The sequence below is a fragment of the Rhodococcus sp. WY5 genome (assembly GCF_018588185.1).
In the GTDB taxonomy this organism is placed as follows: domain Bacteria; phylum Actinomycetota; class Actinomycetes; order Mycobacteriales; family Mycobacteriaceae; genus Rhodococcus_F; species Rhodococcus_F qingshengii.
On the sequence record NZ_JAAMPR010000004.1, the window covers coordinates 178,831 to 198,211 of the forward strand.

A 19,381-nucleotide genomic window follows, 5' to 3' on the forward strand; every position below is an offset into this window, starting at 1 on the left:
CAGCGTCTAGACCCCACTGCAAATGAAGTATGCGATCTATAGAGCAATGCATCTCTTAATCGAGCACCATCCCACCCCGAGAAATCGATGCGCAGTGATCGACCACGCACAACCTTCGACGCTTGTTCACCTCCCACACCGGCAAGGCTCCGAGTGGACTCCCGTCTCGACGCCATTTCGACCCCGTAGGCCTAGCCAGGGAACTCAGCAATATGGCGAACCCCGTCCGCGCCTCCTGACACTCGAAATCCACAGACCGGACGGTTCTCTAGGTCCAGTCGATGTGGACGGATTCGATGGAATCGAAGTGAAATCCGAAAGTGTCGCCGTACTGGTCGAATCCCTTGTTTTCAGGGTAATCCATCGTGGCGTGACGTTCGAGGATCGCAACCACCCGGGCATGATCGTCGTTGGCCAAAGCCATGGCGAGTTCCCGTGTTTCGTCGAGACTGAAGGGGCTGTCGGAGTTCGCGAAGTCGAGGGTACGCACTCGATAGTCGTAACCTTCTTCGGAACCGTTGCGGACGGACACTCCCCCACGGACTCGGATGGTGGCCTTTTTGGGTTGTCCGTCGGGTCGTAGTACGCCGGCGCGGTCCATGATGTCTCGGGCTTTGACGTTCTTGAGCTTCTTTTTCGCATCTGCGCGCAGCTCGTTGGTTTCCCCGGAGCGGTAGCGAGAGACCGCTGATCGTGAACGGCCGATTTTCTTTGCGACTGCATCGATTCCGCCGAGGCGTTCGATGGCGGCTCGCCGTTGTGCGCGTTCGGTGACGTCGGGGTGTGGGATTCGTCCTTGTTGGGCCCAGCGGCGCAGTGTGCGGTCAGAGGGTGGTTTTCTTCCGGCGTCGATAGCTGCTTGCCGTAGGCCTTCTTTGCCGATGTCGGTACGGATCTGGCGTACGGAGACTTTGCTGGTGAGTCCGGCCAATCCCCCGCTTTTGACTGATTTCGATTTTTCGATCCCGCTGGTTGCTGCTGTCGAGACGGACACGTTGAGGCCGTCCAAACCGACGGTTTTCTGTGCGGGTTTGGTTGATCGCGGTTTCGGAAGATGCAGGGCCACTATATGTTTCCTTCATCTTCGTCGGTGAACGCAGCTTTGAGTGCGAGGTTGATCTCGTGGGTGTCGCGGGCGTCGGTCAGCATGACAGTGATGTCCTCGGTGAGCGGGGCACGCTTTTCCAGAGTCATTTTCCCTAGTGCGTCACTGTCGTCTGCGATGTCGGTGCCCGGGGGCAGGGGGTAGACCCAGGAGTCGGTGACCGTGCGCAGTGGCCATCGGCCGGTTTCGCGCGCGATGCGCATCGCGACGCGGCGACCTCGCCAGCGGCAGTGCGCGATGATCGCTGCTCGCCAGAGCGGTTGGTGGTGGTGTTGCATTTGTTTGGCGGTCCACATGTCGGGGTTGACCATTCGGCCGATGTAGCCTTTGTAGCAGGAGCCGATGAACCGTTTCATTGCTGTGTCGCCGGTGTCGACGGCAACTTTGCGGGCTTCTCTCAAGATTTTCGCCCACTTGTCGAGGGCCCGACCTTGTTCGGGGTAGACCCATGCTTCGGTGATGTCGAGGTCGGCGAGTTCTGCGCCGATTCCGCCATCTGCGATGGAGGTTTGTAGTGCGTCGAGGCTGACGGTGGTGATCCAGGTTTGCACCGGTTGGTCGGCGAGCATGTGTGGGTGAGGTAACGGCAGAGTGGGTGGGAGCGCCAGTATGTCACCGGGTGGGAGGGTTACATGCCACAGCCCGAACGGGGTTTTCGATTGCCGCGCAGCGTCGAGCGCGTTCTCGCCGCGAAGATGTCGAGGTTTTCCGTAGCCGAGTTCGAGCATGCCAGCGGAGGCGAGGTATGCCGCTCGTTGGTCTATCGATACCAGTTGTGTTGCGTCGGAGAGTTCTTCGCTGCCCGGGATGCGGGTCCATCCGACTGCAGGTTCGAGATCTCCGCGGGGTTCGCCGTCCAGTGGTGGTACGGGTCCACCGACGGTGACGACGATTCCTTTACCGCTTCGGGTGCGGTCGCGTTTGATCTTGTCGACGATGGCGGCGCCGGTGCGTGCTGGGGTGGGGCCGGGTAGTACGCCGAGGTGTTGTGCGCACCAGGCGAGTCGGCGTCCCAGTTCCTGTGCAGCGGGGAGGTCGTCGTCGGGGAGGTAGGTTCCGGCGGTGGGTGATCCGAGGATCCCCATGTCTCCCACGCGATTGCCCCATCCGAAGTCTTTGTTCCAGTAGGTCCACACGTAGGGTTCGATGAAAATGTCGACCATGGATGTGAAGTTCCCGGTGGTGCGGGAGAGGTGAACGACGTGGCCGGGTTCTCCGCGGAGTTCCCATCCTGCGGTCAGCATCGGGGTCAGCGTGGCGTGGAGGATCGCGGTGAGTTCTTCGGCCGCGCGTGTGCGGAGGATTTCCATGTCATCGACGTCGTCTTCGCTGCCTGGGTCGATGATCCATCCGAGCATTTCGCATGCTTCGATTCCGACGATCCAGATCTGTGCCGGTGCGCCCAGCGGGGTGAGAGTTGCCCATCTGATGAGTTTGTCGAGTTTTTCGATGGAATCTACTGGGCCGGTGAGCGTGTGGCCGGATGGTGTGTAGGTGCCGGCTGCTGTGACAATGACGGCGTGGCCGTCTGCTGACTCGCTGGCGGGAGGTAGCGCGGCCGGTTCGGTTGCGCCCCGTTCGGACGCCGGGGTGGGTCCCGGTTCCACGTCAGCAGTGGGGTCGTCTTGGGGCACAACGGTCTCAGTATCTGCGACCGATGACACGGGCGACGTCGAGCCGGCACCTTGACGATCTGCGTCGACGCTTTCGCCAGTTTCCGATTCGCCTTCTGGTTCCGCGTCGACACCATCCTCCGCGATCGGCGCGTGGGCATCCATCACGTCAGCATCGGATTCCGGCGTTGCGGCGTCGTCGAGCTCGAAAAGGGCCGGTTCAGAATCGAGATCAGGACCATCCCCCTGAACTTCGGGCACCGGAGGAGGATCGAGATCGAACAGGGGAATCTGCTCCCACTTCTTCACCGCCATCGCTGCCCCATCATCGCTGCTGATGCCCTCATGACTCGAGATCGAATGCAGATCGCAACGCCCTGCTCAACAACACTTCCTGCTCAGGCAGAAGAAATCCTCTGTTCGCCCCGAGAGCGGACACGGGGATGGTCGTAACCCCGTCGCAGTCGACAACCGATCCGTCCTCGACGCCGTTGACGTCACCTAGACTCAGCTCCGTCGACAACCCCCGCCGCACCGAACGAATGGGCGCAACAGTGACCGTTCCCAGATGAGGCCGGACCAACTCTCTCGTCAGAACCAAGACCGGACAAAGATCTCCGAGGTGCGCGTCATGGATCGGGCGCACTCAGTTCTTCTTCCCGTGCGCGGCAGCGATATTCACATCGCCACCTGCGCCGTCAGACAAGATCTCCACGTCACGGACCGCCAGCTGCCGACGTTGCTCACGCTCCAACGCTCGAAGCACGACTTGGGCACGGCTTTTCGCGCGCCCGCCACTGACCTCACTGTCGAGAAACGCCACGATGTCCTCGGGCAGCCGTACCGCGATCTGCGTACTCATAACCACCATGATACCGAATTGGGATGCAAACCGGTACTGGTCCCACATCCATTCATCCCCTTGCAACCACCGCCCCTGACACTCCCGGTGCCGGGGACTGCCGGCCGAACGTCCGGGGACTGCCGGGCCGTCAGTGCCCCAATTACCCGGTGCTGTACAACTCGGCGGCGAAAATGCCCCTCCCCATTGCGTGTGGCATCACCGAAAATCGACGCCCAACGCGTCGGCCAAGTGATGTGCATCGGAGCGCAAGTCCGCAAACACCGTGGGCAATCCTTCGGTGCCAGTACCGCAGCGGCGGGCATACGCGATCATTCCGTCCGCTGCCCGCACAGCGCGGACGTCACTATCGTGGATCTGCCACTCAGACCAGGCACCGCCAAGCCAACCTATGACTGACACGGCCTCCGCTGCGCTGGGTCCTGAAGTGCCTACGTACCAACGAAACTCACGCCAAAGACCAACAGAAACACACTCGCGCTGCGCGCTCCCTCTTCCGCTCACCAAAGATCGAGGTGAGGCCGGGCGCTGCGCGCTCCCCTGCCTCACCTCTCCCCTGGCTAGTCGGCCAACGCGTAGTCGAAATCCAGATACGAGAGATGGCCGCTGATGTGCTCACGAATATCGTCGGAATCAATTCGCTCCTCAGCATCGCGCTGCGAAACACCGCGCACCGTCGCTGTCATCGTTGCAGTCACGGTCACCTCTACCTCCTGGTCACGCTCACGCCCTCGCAACCCGTTCTCTTCCATGAACCGATCGAATTGCTCGCACAAACTGTTGTCATCGGCCCATTCGATCGCCAGATCATTCAAGTTCTCGATCCATTCCTGATGCTTACGCACGGACTCACCCTGCGCGCGCTCCAGAATGGCGCACTTCTCACGCTCGGCTTCCAACTGCACCACAACACGCTGAGCTTCATGCACAGGGGATACGTACTGCCCGAACCACACAGGCGCACACCCAGGCGCTACAGCTGCGGCACGGACCTCTGAAGGCCGCACGGAACCTGCCCACGCCGACAGCAACTTCGGGCCTGGCACAGCCAACTGCGGAGAAACCAACACCACCCTGCCCGACTCCGGCGTAGAAACATCCGCGTCAATAGAAAACCACCCTGCAGCCACCACATCGCCGCTCTCTTCAACTACCTCGGACCACACACCCTCGGAGGGAAAACCGGACACCAACGCGGCGGGCATCACCTCAAGCACCTCCACTCCATCGCGCACAGGAGCCGTGACAGCAAAATCCGCACTCACATCGAGAACAGTCATCAGAAAACCACCCTTTCCAGGTGATCGAATCGGCGGGCTGGTCAGGCGCCACCACTAACAGGACTCCACAACAATACCTCAAGGGGCGGGCCGAAACAATGCGGTGTGTGCTCAATTCGCCCGGTGCACACCATCTTTGAATCATACCGAGATTGCAAGCACAACCGCCAAACGCCCCTGACCCTCCCCGTGCCGGGGGCACGGGGTTTAGCTCATCGGCCCAACCGTTTCGATCGAAGAACATTAGATGTCAACTACGAAACAGATGGTCGGTTAATGTCACCTACAAACCACCCAACAAGTTTCATCGACCACTTCAGGAGCGAAGCAAATGCCGGCACCCCATCGCGCTCCTAGTACTTACTCAAGAAGCCGCATCACTGCCGAAACCACCGTAAGCACGCGCGCCCCGGTAGAGACCTCACAACGGATCCACAAATGACCCAATTCGACACGTGGTGCGATCCGGCAAAGGTCGTGCCGATAAATGGGCACGTAGCTGGATTCCTGGTATCAAATGATGACGACGCCGGAATCGAAGCAGTTGCTAGTACCTTGTCTGAAAAGTACGTGAAGACAGAGGCTTTGGCGATGATCGCTGCCAACAGCAACAAACCACAATTTGCCGAATACCTGCGCAACAAGTTCCCGAACAAACTGACGTCACGTTCAGGAGACATTGGCGAGATTCTCGCAACGTCGTACCTTGAAGAAGAGTGCGGCTACACCGTCGGCCCCAGCAGACTCATGCACCGCGATCACCAAGAATGGGCAATGCGCGGCGACGACGTGGTTGGAGCAAAGTTCGACGCGTCCTCGCAGGTTCAGCTCGCAAAGGGCGAGGCAAAGAGCCGGGGCAAGGCATACAACGACGTCGTCGTCGAGGCACGCGAAGGACTCGACCGCGAGCAAGGGCTACCCTCGGGACATTCCCTGGCACAGTTCGCGGAACGCCTTGTCAGTACGCCCGACGAGGCTCTGGGAATAGCAATCTTCCGTCTGCTGGCAACTGGCGCAGTACGCCCTGGCATAGTGCGGCACTTGATGTTCCTGTTCACGACGAACGACCCGATCAAGTACATATCCGAAGACCTCAACACCTACACCGGCCCGATAGAACAACTGACGGTCACACTCCAGGTCGGCGACCACAAGAGATTCATCAACTCCACCTACGAGATGGCGCCCAACTATGGCCCGTGAGATCCAAGAACTCGTCGCGAGCCTGCGAAGCGCCCTCGAATATCAGCAGAACATACTCGCTCAGGGACAGGCTCAGTCCAGCATCCGCAGGGGCGGTGTCCTACCTGCGGATGCACCGCGCTTCAGCCGCTACCTCGACAACGACCTTCTCAACAACAGCTATGCCATCATCAACACCAGCCTGGGCTTGCTTGACTCGCCCTTAGACGAGATTGAAGACCAGCAAGCGCGGCGACAACTGGTACAGGATGGATTCAATCAGGCATCGCACGCACTCGAGGCCGCCACCCGCAACGCAGCGCCCTCCGAGGACCTCGCATTCCACCGATTGATGGCAGGAGCTGCAAGTCATCTCGGCGGCTTCGCGGCTCGCGCGTTCTCACTCGTCGACGCCAGCATCCGGTCCGGACGTATGACGCCGATGGAAGCCACCCTCGCCGATCTGATCTTGCGGAACCCCATGCAGATCGAAGAGCGAACCCGACTGCTGAAGACATCTACAAGTTTCACCGATGAGGCGCTACTTCAAGCACTCCAAGGGAACCCCGCCGACACAAACGCACTCTCGGCAGATCCGACCCAGCCGGTGGGTGCAAAGATCGAGAACGCAGTATCCGAAGTGGGACCGATCGTTGCCCTACTGAGCGAGCATTACATGTCCGCTGTCTCCAGCGCGATCTTTGCAATCGCTCACGGCCAGGGTCCACTGCTTCGAGCAGCGATAAGGGACCTAGAGAACGGGGAGCAGGCCGCAAGCGACATCAACGCCCCCGGGCCCTGGTGGGTGTACAGACTCACGCGCCGATTGATTGGTGATCTTCAAGAAAACAGCATCAGGAAGAACATTCCCATCACCCGTCCTCCGGCAGCAACCGCTGATATCAAAGCGGATCAACGAGATTGGGAACAGCTCCGCGAGACGCTTGTGGCGACGCTGTTTGCGCGTAAGCGCTCAGAAATCGACCTGTGGCCATCCCAGCTACACGTCCTCGATCAAATATTCTCTGGCACCAACGATCTCGTTGTCGCTCTACCTACGAGTGCCGGCAAGACTCGAATTGCTGAATTAAGCATTCTCGCGTGCCTCGCTCAAGGTCGAAGGGCCGTTTACATCACTCCCCTCCGAGCCTTGTCCGCTCAGACCGAACGCATCTTGGAACGAACCTTCACTCCATTGGGGGTTCAAGTCTCGTCGCTGTACGGAAGCATGGGAACGAGCAACCTCGACGAAGACGCACTTCGAATGAGCGATATTGTCGTCGCCACCCCCGAAAAACTCGACTTCGCGTTGCGCTCAGATCCCTCAGTCCTTAACGACGTCGGCGTCGTGATCCTTGACGAGGGGCACATGATCGGCCCCAACGAACGCGAAGTTCGCTATGAAGCGCAAGTGCAGCGCCTACTACGCCGCGACGACGCCGACAACAGAAGGATCGTGTGTCTCTCCGCAGTCTTTCCCTCGGGAGACGATCTCCAGGACTTCGTCGCATGGATGACCGACGACGATCCAACCGGCCTACACAAGGAAAAATGGCGACCTACACAACAGAAATTCGGCGTCGTCCAATGGCGAAGTGATCACGCCAGACTCGAGATGACCCTGAGCGGTGGGCAATCCGCTTTCATCCCACGGTACGTCGAAGCACAACGTCCAAAAATCGGAAAACGCAAAAACCAGTTCCCTACCAACCCTCGCGAACTGGTCATCTCAACTGCCTGGCGGCTCGTCGAGGAAGGTCAGTCAGTTCTCATTTTCTGCCCTCAACGCCGAGGAGTGACTCCGTACGCCAAAGACATCGTCGGACTCCACCAGCAGGGATTCATAGACACAATCCTCTCCGCCGGCGCCGATCTCACCGACGCCCGCGCAGTGGGCACTGAATGGTTCGGAGCGGACCACCCCATCCTCAAATGCCTAGAACTGGGTGTAGCAATTCACCACGGGACACTGCCAGGCCCCTTCAGAAAGGAAGTCGAACGCCTCCTACACGACGGGTTCATCAAAGTCACCGTGGCGTCCCCGACACTTGCACAAGGTCTGAATCTGTCCGCCTCTGTCGTGCTCTTCCACGGACTTCGTAGCGGCCGAGACCTCCTCACCGGAGCGCAATTTTCCAATGTTATCGGCCGCGCCGGCCGCGCATTCGTCGATACAGAGGGCTTGGTGCTCTACCCCCAATTTCCCTCGGGAGACACACGGAAAGACAAACGAGGCCTTGACGATTGGAAGCGACTAACGACAGGCGAAGAGGGCAAGGATTTGCGATCCGGCCTGATATCGGTGGGTATGGAACTGATTAATCGCGTGACCATCGCGTTCGGCTCTGGCCGCGTAGAAAGTTTCCTCGACTACGTAACGGGCGGGCCGGACTGGGCGTTCCCAGAAAGGGAAGGCGAGCCCGCCAAAACAGCGCTGAACGCGAGAAACGCTTGGCAGACCAATCTGTTGCTGCTAGATACCAGCATTCTCAGCATCATCGGAGATGATGAAGCCGACCCGGACCAAGTCACTCAACTACTCCTCGACATGCTGCGCAAGTCTCTGTGGGAACGACAGCTTGCGCGCTACGAGCAAGCTAACTTGGTCTTGGCACTACGTGCTGTCGTCACCAGTCGCGCGCAATACATCTGGAACAATTCCACTCCAAGTCAACGTCGCGGCTGGTACCTAGCTGGCGTGGGGGAACGCGCCGGATCCGCGCTGGCTGCGGTTGCACCCGACGTCGTCGCCATGATCATTGATGCCGAAGCCGCTATCGCAGCGGACGAGTCCAGCGTTGCAGTCGATCTGCTCACTCGCATCGCCGAATTGCTGTTCACCGTCGACACATTCACACCGGAGACCAAAGAACTCGCACCCGAAACATCTGTCAAGTGGCGGTCAGTCCTTACTCACTGGTTGAGCGGTCGTCCCTTGGAGGAACTGAGCGGCAATCGAGACGACATAGTTCGGTTCATCGAATCGGACCTCGCCTATCGCCTGGTATGGGGGATGGAGGCCGCAAGAGTCTACGAGAAAGCGCAGTTCAATCCCTTCACAGCACTGCTCGCCGGCACAGCTACGGCCGCCGTTGAGACCGGGACACTCAACCCTCAGGCTGCAATAATCATCAGGTCGGGATTCGATTACCGATCCGCTGCAATCAAAGCCGTCGAAAGCGTCGAGTCAACCTTCAATTCGAGCACCGGAATGCGAAGCTGGATCCAAGACCTACCTCACTCCCTGATGACAGATCCAGATTGGCCGACAACCGAATCCCGCAGAGCTTGGCTGCAATTCGTAACTCACACACGTACATCACGTGCGTTCCCCTGGGAGTTTCGAACGTACGAGGTCGAGGATGTCCAATGGGATGAAGAGATACCCGATCCTGAGGCACCGTTGCGGGTCACAGACCTCAGCCCAGGTGTCGTCGAACTGTGGTCGACAGGATTCACCTACCTAGGCGAAGCCCGCGTCGAAATCAATCCCGACCGGAAGGGCGCCTTGTACGCCCGCCGGAACGCACATGACACCTCGATAAAGCTGCACTACCGCGGCCCCAACGACCTTCTTCTCGACATGCTGCATCAAAACCAGTGAGACTGTCATACGAATCAAGCTCCGTTTCGATGTGGAATCCCTCCCAGGACCTACTCTCTAGTGCATGACTGCTACGCCGGCTAGGCCTCCCGCACCCTACGACTCATCGGCCATGCTGGCACTATCAGTGCACGCGAACCCCGGGATTTACGCATTGATCGCCGGCTCAGGCATTTCCTTCGGTGCCGGCGTTCCCACCGGTTGGGGTGTCATTCAAGAGCTCGTCCGCAGGATGGCAAGTGTCGCTGATCCGGACACAGCCCTCGGCACCGAATTCGACGCGGAAAAGTGGTGGGCAGAAACATTTCCCAGCAAAGAACTCGGTTACGACGCCGTTCTCGAAGCGTGCACACTCACGCCCACCGAACGACGACGCTTCCTCGAGCCTTTCTTCGTACCCACCGACGAGGAACTCGAAGCCGGCACGAAAACACCAGCCGAAGCGCACCGAGCTATCGCACGACTGGTCAAACGCGGCAGTATCAAGGTTATCGTGACAACGAATTTCGATGACCTCCTCGAAAAGGCCTTAGACGCTTGTCGACGGCCATCGTAAGCTCCCCACTGGCGGCCATTTATGGCGCATTTTGTGGCCATGGTTTCTCCCCGCGTACGGCCAGATAGTTCCCCACCTGCTGTGAGTCAGATTCGGTCCCGGCAACGCTGGGTGGATGAAATCGAGCAGGGAGATCATGGAAATTTTGGAGGCGTACGACCTCACGGGTAGTTATCGGGCGGCGGCGGAGCTGGCTGGGTGTGATCACCACACGGTGGCCCGGTATGTGCAGATGCGCGCTGCGGGGCAGCCGCCGGACCGCCGGCGGCATCGAGCGCGGGCGATCGACGACTTTCTGCCGAAGATCGAGGAGTTGGTGGTCCGCTCGCAGGGCAAGGTCCGCGCGGATGTCATCCACGAACGGATCGTCGCGCTGGGGTTCACCGGCGGTGAGCGGACCACGCGCCGGACGGTCGCGGAGGCGAAGGCCCAGTTTCGGGCTGGTCGGCGGCGAGTGTATCGGCCGTGGGTAACCGAACCTGGGCTGTGGTTACAGTACGACTTCGGTGACGGGCCAACGATTTCCGGCCGGAAGACGACGTTGTTCTGCGCATGGTTGGCGTGGTCGCGATTTCGGGTGGTGATCCCGATCTGGGACAAGACATTGCCGACGGTGGCGGCGTGTTTGGATGCGACATTCCGCCGCTTGGGCGGGGTTCCGGTCTATGTCCTCACCGACAACGAGAAGACCGCGACGATCGATCACGTGGCCGGGATCGCGGTCCGCAATCCGGAGATCGTGGAGGTGGCACGGCATTACGGCACGACGCTGCGGACGTGTTTACCTGCTGATCCGGAGTCGAAGGGAGGAAGTGAGGCGACGGTGCGGATCGCCAAAGCCGACCTGTTGCCGAAGGAGGTGAACCTGCGCGAGCAGTATCACTCTTTCGGTGAGCTCGAGTCGGCTTGCCGGCAGTTCTGCACCGACGTCAACACCCGCGTCCACAGCTCTACTCGGCGGCGGCCGGTCGAGCGGCTGGCCGAAGAGTTGCAGCGGCTGCATCCGCTGCCGAAATCTCCGTTCACCGCGGTGTTCGGCACTACCCGGCGGGTGAACTGGGAGTCGACGATCTCGGTGGAAGGGGTGCGGTATTCGGTGCCGCACACGTTGATCGACACTCGGGTCTGGGCCCGCTTCCATGGTGAGGAGCTGATCGTGACCGCCGTCGACAATGATGGCGGTGCAGTCGAAGTCGCGCGGCACCGCCGCGGCCAACCCGGTTCACCGGTCCTCGACAACGACCACTACCCACCCCGCCCAGACCGCGACGCCGCCGACCGGGTGCCCAAGCCTCGTACCGCCGCCGAGCTCGCCTTCCTACAGTTGGGCCAGGGTGCCAACAGCTGGCTGGTCGAGGCTGCCGCCGCGGGAGCGCGCCGCATCAGGGCGAAGATGGCCGAGGCCGTGGACCTTTCGAAGCTGCACTCCCCGGACGCAGTCGACAGAGCGTTGGGGACGGCGGCGATGACCGGCCGGTTCGCCGATCGGGACCTGATCTCGATCCTCGACTACCAAGTCACCCACGAACACGCTGATCCGGTCCGTCGCAGCGAGAACCACACTCTGCAACCGGGCACCGCCGCCTGGTCCACCTTCGGCCAGACACCAGCGCCGGCCAGCCCAGCCACTACTGACGATGAAAGCGATGACGCCTGATGAGCACCCCTTTGCGCACTGTTACCAGCGCTAACGGCGACCCGTTGGCCGAGGCGATCGACCTGACTAAACGCCTGAAACTGCCCCATATCCGCAGGTCCTTGAGCGATATCATCCCGACCGCGAAAGCCCAACGCTGGGACCCCGCCGAAGTCGTGCGGGTTCTCCTCGCTGAGGAAGCCGCCGGCCGGGACCGGGCGAACCTGCACACTCGCCGCAAACGCGCGGGTTTCCCTACCGGCAAGACCTTCGGCGACTGGGACGAAACGAAATCGTCGATTCCCCGCGCCACCCAGGACGCGCTCCGCACCCTGGAGTGGGTCGGGCGGCGTGAATGTTTCTGCGTCTGTGGGCCTTCGGGAACTGGCAAGTCTCACTTCACCGAGGCACTCGGGCAGGCCGCAGTCGAAGCTGGGCTGGCGGTGTCTTGGTTCACCATCGAAGACCTCGGTGCCCTGGTCCGCCGGCACCGTGCCGACGACTCCATCGCCCGAGCCCTGACGAGGATCATCCGCTCCGACCTGATCATCGTCGACGACATCGGTCTGCTCCCGGTCTCTGAAGACGCCGCCGAAGGATTCTATCGCCTCGTCGACGCTGCCTACGAACGCCGAGCGATTGCCGTCTCGAGCAACCTGCACCCCTCCGGCTTCGACGAGATCATGCCCAAAACATTGGCCACCGCCACCGTTGACCGGCTCCTGCACCATGCGCACGTCGTCGTCACCGACGGCGACTCCTTCCGCCTCACCGAAGCCACCACCGGCAAGGGGGTGAAGCCCTTCAGCTAACCCAAATCAGAAAGCGGGTGGGGAAAAACAACTGGCCGCCACCGGGGAGAACCCGTGGCCACCAGCGGGGAGAACTACTGGCCGCCTACGGGGAGAACTTCGTGGCCATTGACAACTGCGGTCGGTAACGGGCATCTCCACGGAGATCACTGGTGAGAACCGCAACGACTGGTATGCGGGCGTTCCGGTGGCGTGGATGACGCTGACGATTGTTGCCCACGTGATCGCCGAGGAGATCCTCTTTCGCGGGCTGGGACTGTCGTTGTGGCAGTTTCGCGATCACGTCCGTGACCGGCGACTTCGCGCAGCACTTCTCGGTGGGGTCATGCGCTGGTACGTCGTCGTCAGTGTTGCGCTGTTCGGCTTCTCACACGCGGAATTCGGTGCGTGGAATGTACTCTCGGCCGCCACGCTCGGGCTGGTGTTCTTCCCCCTGGTCCTGAAAACTCGGTCGTTGTGGCCGGCCATCGTCGCGCATGCGATGGGGAACTTGGACTCGTATGGGGTACTGAACTGGATCCGGTGAAGAGGACCATCCCCTCACATACAGAAAGTCGACGCGTCATGACAACGCGCCGACCCCTGATCACCTGACTACAGCGCGCGTTTGGCCACTCTCGCTGCCGTCGACGGCGCTGTCCCCGGTGGTTTACGCGGTCCCCGGCGATGCGTGGGTTTGATGCCGGTCGGTGGCGTCAACGGGCCAGCAGCTCTGGCCGCTGCCTCGGTGGGCTGTACCTGTGCAGCCTCGCCTTGCGCCCGTTCCTCTCTCGCAGCGCTTCGCTCCCCGGCCGCGTACGACCGTTCCGCGCGCGCATCGGCGATGGTGCGGCCGTCACCGACCTCGTCGAGTGGAAACGCCCGCTCCGACTCCTCGGCCGTCGCCTGCGAGAACGGGATCTCGGTGCTTCGCTCGGACCCGACATCGTGGTCGTAGATCGGCTCGTCAGGTTCCGGTTCATCGGGCAACGGAATGTCCTCGTCCCACCCGCCGTGGGTCTTGTCGAGATCGACGACTTCCCCGTACTGATCGCTCGATGACCGCGAATCGTCGTGAGCAGGTGCGCTATCGGCCGCCCGGGACCGGGTTCGTCCACGCTCGTCTGCTTCGGCGTACTCGATGCGCTGTGCCTCGCTTTCGGCGGCGTCGGCGTTTCCGTCGTGGCGCGCCGCCTGGGTGTTCGCCTGCTCACGCATACGGTCTCCGTCGAGCAGACCCGGATAATGTTCGGCGAGTTTGGCGTCGAACGATTCGTCGATCTGGCCCACGAGCAACGCTGCCCGCGCCCGATCGAGTGGATGGCCGGGTTGCGCCTGCGCGAGCCATTCCTCCGCGACCTCGCGTTTGGCTTCGTCCTCACTCTTCTGCGAGACACGGCCCTTCGTCGCCGCCTCCCGCATGTTCCACGAGGCGAACGCGCTGGGAGAGCGGATCTTCTCGTTGAAGGTGATCCCGGCGACGACATCCGCGAGCCGGTCCGGGTCGGCACCATCGCGCACCAACGCGGTGAACTGCCGCTCGGCCGTCGCCCACCTCTTGTCCTCGAGGATCGACTGATCGACGCGTCCCTCGAGGCGATCCGCCAGGGTCGGCGGAGGCGGCGCGTCCTGCGCAGCCTCCGCCTGCGCATCGCGCCACCGGCCGCGTAGCCATTCCTCCCGGAAGTCCTCCCACGTCTGTGCGCTCGGCTCATTAAATTCGGCCGCGATCTTCTCGTTGCGTGGCAACGCCATCCAGGCGTTCGCCTCCTCGATCTGCTCGGCCTCCGGCAACCCCTCGGTGTAGGCCTCGCTTGCGTGCCACTGCCCACGGAGCCACTGCGCCTGCACCCCGTCCTCGCCCTGCCAGGTGTGCGCGTCCGGGAACTCCCAGTCCAACGCGACCTGCTCGTTGCCTGCCTTTTTCATCCACGCTTTCGCTGCCGCGAGTTCCTTACTCACTGAGACCGCGTCGATGAGCGACTTCTCTCCGCGCCGTGTCTCGTCCAGACCAGTTGCTTGTGCTTGTGCCCGCTGCCAGTTCTGATAGAGCGCCGGGTCGTGCTCACTGGCCCAGGCTTGTGCTGCTTCGAACTCCTTGTCCGCGGCAAAGGCGCTCGCCCATCTGCCGATCAAGGCCAGCTCATGGTTGCGTTCGGCGTCGCGCATCTCGGGTTCTTCGAAGTTCTGGAAGTTCACACGTGGAGCGTTTTTCCTCCAGTCTCCGTAAAACTCTTTGTCGTGTTCGAGTGCCCACTCTGTGGCCTTCGCGAGGTCGCCGTTGTGCTTCTGCGCGTGCTGGAAGACACCGTTGAGCCAGAATTTGCGGCGGCTTTCTTCGAATCCGTTCTCGCCGCGAAACTCCGGATGCGAAGTGTCTTCCCACATCGCCCGTACTCGCGCTTGTTCGGGTTGATGCAACCAGCGTGCTATCTCGACGCGTCGGGATTCTTCGCGTTCGAAGGTGGCTCGCTCCTGCGCCGTCTGCGCCGCAAGGTTGAGCTGATGCTGATGTAGTTCTTCCACAGTGCCGCGGAGGTCATCGATGCTGCTGTAGTTGCTGTTCTCGTTGAGCCATGACCTCAGCTCCCCCGCCATCTTGGCTGAACCGACCACCGTGGACGTGTAGTTGTCCTCCCATCCCGCCTGCACTCCGTACCGGCCTCCCGACAGCGGAGCGATGCGCACAGTCATCCCCGACTCGGGATGCTGCTCTGCGTAGACACGGCCGGCCGCTGCCGCCGCATTCCACTGCTCGGTATCGTCAGCGCTGAGCTTGCGTAATCCGTTCTCGGCAGCAACCGCTTCGATCCGGGCCACGTTCTCCGCGTCCTCGAACGCCGCGCGCCCCCTGCTTTCGCGAACAGTGCGCATCAGATCCGCGCCCGCGCGCATCGCCATCATCCATCGCATCGCGTCACCACGCCCAAGCGAGAACGTCGGAACCTCGTCGTGTTCACTCATCTCTGCTCTCCGTCCGATACGACCGCCGGCGCTGTCGGCGAAGAGGGCGCCGGGGCAAGAAAGGTCTGCGCCGCTCGTTCCCATGCCGCAGCAGGAGCAGTCGCCGAGTGTTCCGTGTTTGAGAATGCATCGAATGCACGGATCACTTTCACCGATTCAGGACTAGACGATGAAGGGACTGTGCTCGCGAAGGCATCGAAGGCGCGGATCACCTCCACCGCTGCACCTGAGTATTCGAACACAACGACCGCGTCTTGCCCGTGTGGCTCCTCCACGATGGCCACACGCACGTCGTCGATCGGATCGACTGCGGCGGCGTGCACGTGGCGGGCAAGACTCTCCACAGCTCGGGTAAGAGAAGGATGTGTCGAATGCAGTTCACTGACCGGCGAGTCGACAGCTCGGTACATCAGTGACACAGCGAAAACAGTAGAACCTCGATCGGTGACATTGTCGTTCGTGGGGTCAGTCATCGCTGCCCTTTCCAACTCGTCGGTCGTGCCACGAGCACAGCTCGCAGCATGCAATGGGTGGCGACTCCCGACGATGTGGACTTGTACGCGGCGGATCACGCGCCTGCGATCACAACTTCCTCTCTTCCCCTCTCCTCGGCAACCATTCCGGCGTGCTCGACGCCGGAGCTCTTGGTGTACGTCCGCGCGAAGGCGCGCGATCACGAACACTGTCGACTACTGCCGCAGTGGTGCGCGGAGCACCCGACATTCCGCGGCCCGCTTCGTCCGCGAAACGTCCCACGCAACGAGCCGACCTGGTGGCCGCCGCGCAGTGATGCGAGCGTTTCGATACCTCGTGCCACGCCGCGATCTCCAACAACAATTCCGACAACGCCAACGCCAACTCGAGCCCGGCGTCACGGGTCATACCGCGACCGGACACCAGTCCTACTCTCGACAACTGACGAGTCGAAGCACGCAACGCCCGCGCCATTTCTCCCGCAGGCGGTGATTCCAAGGACTTCGGCATCCGTCCTGCCCGATCGAACGACCACGCCGCGCGGCTCAGCTCCCCGCGCCGCTGCGCACCGTCCGCGACCCTCGCCCATACCGCCAACAGCGGCTGCACGCTCTTCGCCACCGCCACTGGCGACTCGGTCCTGCCGCGTACTGCGACCGCGCTCCCGCGCACGACTCCCGCGATCGAGGACAACACCTCATGCGCCCGCCCGGTCTCCGGTACCGCCAATGCCGCATCCCCGGACCACCGCGCCGACAACTTCACCCACGAGAGCTCCGGAGCCAACTTTCTACCTCCGAAGAAGATCGGGCGGCCGGTCTTCGCGTCGCGGTCCTCGGGATCAGCGACCGCGTATCCGTCGATCTTTCCGTCGTCGTTGCGGTGCAAGTGCACCAGCACACCTTGCGAGCGCAGCTCGGACAGAAACTGCTCCGAGTCCGCGCTCATCGCGGCGGTCTCGGTCACCACTTGACGCAACTGAATCTTCGCGGCCTTACCGGCTTCTCCCCGGCTCAGCCCCTCGTAACCCTGCCGCATCCGGGTCGCCGCTTTCTCGATCTCGCCGCGACTGGCCGCTGGTGCTGCAGAACCGTCGTTGATCGCGGTCGCCTGCAAACCGAGTCGATCCTCCCAATCCCGCATCACCGTGCGGGTCACTCCGAAATCGTTCTTCGGGTGGAAGCGACGACCCGTGTCCTGGCGCACCAACACCGCGGCGATGTGAATGTGATCGTTGCCTTCTGTGGACTGACCGTGATGCACCGCGATCCATCGGCACCCACCGGCGTCACCTTCCGGAGCGATCCCGGTTCGGTCCATCACATCGCGTGCAATCTCGTTCCACTGCGCGTGCGAGAGCTTCCCCTCTTCCGCCGACAGGCTGAGCGAGCAATGCCACACGTATCCGTGTTTGGTGTACCCCGGCTCACCTGTCTGCGGCTGACGCCTGGGCAACTCGGCCGCCTCGGCAGTCGCGTTCACGTGATCGAGCAACGCTGTGAACTCCGCCGGATCGAAGTCGAAATCTCCCGGCCCCACCAGATCAGGCTGCAACGCGCCAGGGTCGGACTGCCACGCCCCGATCACCGTCGGGCGCGTGTGCTCGTTGTGATCGCCCCGCCCCATCAGGTAGCGGACCAACCCCTTCGCATCCCAACCCTTCACGATCTTGTCGATCACCGCAGGCTCCGAAGATGCTCCATCAGCCAGGCATCGATCTTCGTGTTCGTGCGCCGCGTGAACTCCAAGACAGCATCAGCATTACCGCCCAGCTGCCCCGTCGAATTCGCATGACGGGCGACATCGTTGAGATTGCCGGCCACGTTCCCCAACAATCGACGCAACTCCCGCACCTCAGCCGCGACACCGCGCAACTCGTGCACCGTCGCCGGAGCGTTCTCTCCTGAACCTGTGGTCATCGCCTTCGCCGTCTCGACCGCAGACGCCGCGATGAATGCCCCCGACTTCAAGCCCCTCATCGTCGAAGCCTGCTCGATCAACGCGTACTCGTCCGGAGTGAACAGAGCTTCCTTGCGACGCGAACGAACGACCACACCGTGCGAACGGTGACCTCGCTTCGCCTTCACGCTCAACCCAGCTCCTCAACCGTCCAGACGAACCCTCGACTGGACCTCACTCGCCGGCCGCCCGGCGACATCCACCCCGCCGCCGGGGTGCTCAGACCTCGAACCCCTTCGAGTCTGAACCACGCCCGCGGCAGGCGCAAGCTAAAACCCCTGGGTTTTAGAATATCTTGCTCTGCTTTTCCACTAGACCTGCCTGCTTCCTGCGGAAATGCACAACGCGCGATCACCACGCACCCGAGCAACCCCGCCGGCCCACACCCAACTCGCGTCTGCGCGGATTCTTCATCAGGCAAGAGGTCGCGAAGCGGCCTCGCGGCAGCCCCGCCCTTCGCGTTCTTCTCTGCTCGCCACCCACTAGCCGCGACGTCTACCTGCGAAGCTGACCGCCCGATCCCGTCGTCCACACTTGGGGGTGGCGCGCGAGGATTGTGGGTGCCCGAGACGCAGCGGAGCGAGAGGAAAAATCTCGGGCATCCACATGAGGAGCGGCATGCGCCATCCCCATCTGTGGGCAACGGGCCGCCGCTACGCGGCGAACACCACCACGCTGCGCGCGGAAAACGCCCATCCGAACCTGGTGTGTTGCCCCCAACCTGTGCACCGGGGAACTCGGCATTGGGCACAAACCAGATTCCTCCGCTCCGCGTCTGGTTTGCACACAACGCCGCCCCGGACACCCAGGCCGGGGACAACACCTCCGGCAACGGCGATACTCCACGACCTCTCCTCACTCAAAGACTCCGCGCTTCGCCCGCACGGATTCACAACACGACGAACCATTCGATACAGTAGATTCATTCGAACTGAAAGGACCGGTGACCACATGGCCACAACGAAGAATTCCGCCGCCGAGAAGGCTGCATCGGCGTACCGAGCCGCCCTCGTCGAAAACTCGGTCGAAACTCTCGTCGGTGACCTCGCGGTGAAGATGGGTGAATGGAAGCTCGCACGCGAGGCACGCGAGCGTGGTCAACGTGAGCTGATCGCACGCGAAGAAGCAACCGAGAATGCCGTAGCCGCTGCATACGAGGCAGCGCGTGAAGGCGGCGCGAAAGTCAGCGCGCTCGAGAAGATCGACCTCAAGCCCACCGCCGCTCTCGCAGCCGTGAGCAAACGAGCAAAAGCAGGCAAGGAGAAGGGGAACATCGCTTCCCCGTCCACACCCACCTCACCACCCACTCCGGTCGCTTCGGGCACCAACCCTGCCCACTGACCGGCACCACAACG

At 61.8% G+C, this 19,381-nt stretch carries 16 protein-coding genes; 7 read left to right on the forward strand and 9 right to left on the reverse strand.

Annotated elements, in window-relative coordinates; genetic code table 11:
- Positions 1–268 precede the first annotated feature (268 nt).
- From G4D79_RS32655 to G4D79_RS32675, 5 genes are all read right to left on the reverse strand, one after another.
- Complete coding sequence (locus G4D79_RS32655) at positions 269–1,066, reverse strand: hypothetical protein (protein WP_214514882.1); 798 nt, start codon at positions 1,064–1,066, stop codon at positions 269–271.
- Positions 1,066–3,033 (reverse strand): hypothetical protein, encoded by a 1,968-nt coding sequence (locus G4D79_RS32660; RefSeq protein ID WP_250888129.1) that lies wholly within the window; start codon positions 3,031–3,033, stop codon positions 1,066–1,068. The genes G4D79_RS32655 and G4D79_RS32660 overlap by 1 nt, the downstream gene beginning before the upstream one ends.
- Positions 3,034–3,061: 28 nt before the next feature.
- Complete coding sequence (locus tag G4D79_RS32665; protein ID WP_214514883.1) at positions 3,062–3,364, reverse strand: type II toxin-antitoxin system PemK/MazF family toxin; 303 nt, start codon at positions 3,362–3,364, stop codon at positions 3,062–3,064.
- Positions 3,365–3,580 carry a hypothetical protein gene (locus G4D79_RS32670; protein WP_047270442.1) on the reverse strand — a complete coding sequence of 72 codons (216 nt, stop codon included), beginning with the start codon at positions 3,578–3,580 and terminating at the stop codon, positions 3,365–3,367.
- Between the two features lie 560 nt (positions 3,581–4,140).
- The gene (locus G4D79_RS32675; RefSeq protein WP_214514884.1) at positions 4,141–4,860 is read right to left on the reverse strand and encodes a hypothetical protein; all 720 of its coding nucleotides are present in this window, start codon (positions 4,858–4,860) and stop codon (positions 4,141–4,143) included.
- Between the two features lie 438 nt (positions 4,861–5,298).
- Here G4D79_RS32675 and G4D79_RS32680 point away from each other — a divergent pair, with 438 nt between their 5' ends.
- The 6 genes from G4D79_RS32680 to G4D79_RS32705 all read left to right on the forward strand — a co-directional run bounded on the left by G4D79_RS32680 (position 5,299) and on the right by G4D79_RS32705 (position 13,176).
- Positions 5,299–6,063 carry a Hachiman antiphage defense system protein HamA gene (locus tag G4D79_RS32680; protein WP_214514885.1) on the forward strand — a complete coding sequence of 255 codons (765 nt, stop codon included), beginning with the start codon at positions 5,299–5,301 and terminating at the stop codon, positions 6,061–6,063.
- A complete protein-coding gene (locus tag G4D79_RS32685; protein WP_214514886.1) occupies positions 6,053–9,646 on the forward strand; it encodes a DEAD/DEAH box helicase in 3,594 nt (1,197 codons plus the stop codon). The genes G4D79_RS32680 and G4D79_RS32685 overlap by 11 nt, the downstream gene beginning before the upstream one ends.
- Positions 9,647–9,710: 64 nt before the next feature.
- Positions 9,711–10,202 (forward strand): hypothetical protein, encoded by a 492-nt coding sequence (locus tag G4D79_RS32690; RefSeq protein WP_214514887.1) that lies wholly within the window; start codon positions 9,711–9,713, stop codon positions 10,200–10,202.
- Positions 10,203–10,317: 115 nt separating this feature from the next.
- Positions 10,318–11,859 (forward strand): IS21-like element IS1415 family transposase, encoded by a 1,542-nt coding sequence (gene istA, locus G4D79_RS32695; RefSeq protein WP_030538069.1) that lies wholly within the window; start codon positions 10,318–10,320, stop codon positions 11,857–11,859.
- Positions 11,859–12,650: an IS21-like element IS1415 family helper ATPase IstB gene (istB, locus tag G4D79_RS32700; protein ID WP_003944771.1), complete on the forward strand. Its 792-nt coding sequence runs from the start codon at positions 11,859–11,861 to the stop codon at positions 12,648–12,650. Before istA ends, istB begins: the two co-directional genes overlap by 1 nt.
- A 196-nt stretch (positions 12,651–12,846) precedes the next feature.
- Positions 12,847–13,176, forward strand: coding sequence for a CPBP family intramembrane glutamic endopeptidase (locus tag G4D79_RS32705; RefSeq protein ID WP_214514826.1), 330 nt, complete (start codon positions 12,847–12,849; stop codon positions 13,174–13,176).
- A gap of 68 nt (positions 13,177–13,244) precedes the next feature.
- Here G4D79_RS32705 and G4D79_RS32710 read toward each other — a convergent pair whose 3' ends face one another.
- The 4 genes from G4D79_RS32710 to G4D79_RS32725 form a co-directional block, all read right to left on the reverse strand.
- A complete protein-coding gene (locus G4D79_RS32710; RefSeq protein WP_075835957.1) occupies positions 13,245–15,593 on the reverse strand; it encodes a hypothetical protein in 2,349 nt (782 codons plus the stop codon).
- Positions 15,590–16,066 (reverse strand): hypothetical protein, encoded by a 477-nt coding sequence (locus G4D79_RS32715; protein WP_042925479.1) that lies wholly within the window; start codon positions 16,064–16,066, stop codon positions 15,590–15,592. Before G4D79_RS32715 ends, G4D79_RS32710 begins: the two co-directional genes overlap by 4 nt.
- A gap of 109 nt (positions 16,067–16,175) precedes the next feature.
- Positions 16,176–17,747: a relaxase/mobilization nuclease domain-containing protein gene (locus G4D79_RS32720; protein ID WP_042925476.1), complete on the reverse strand. Its 1,572-nt coding sequence runs from the start codon at positions 17,745–17,747 to the stop codon at positions 16,176–16,178.
- On the reverse strand, positions 17,744–18,154 hold the full coding sequence (locus G4D79_RS32725) for a hypothetical protein (RefSeq protein WP_223304641.1): 411 nt from the start codon (positions 18,152–18,154) through the stop codon (positions 17,744–17,746). Before G4D79_RS32725 ends, G4D79_RS32720 begins: the two co-directional genes overlap by 4 nt.
- A gap of 823 nt (positions 18,155–18,977) precedes the next feature.
- On the opposite strand from G4D79_RS32725, the gene G4D79_RS32730 reads away from it, so the two are divergent.
- Positions 18,978–19,367, forward strand: coding sequence for a hypothetical protein (locus G4D79_RS32730; protein WP_118604579.1), 390 nt, complete (start codon positions 18,978–18,980; stop codon positions 19,365–19,367).
- Positions 19,368–19,381: the final 14 nt, after the last annotated feature.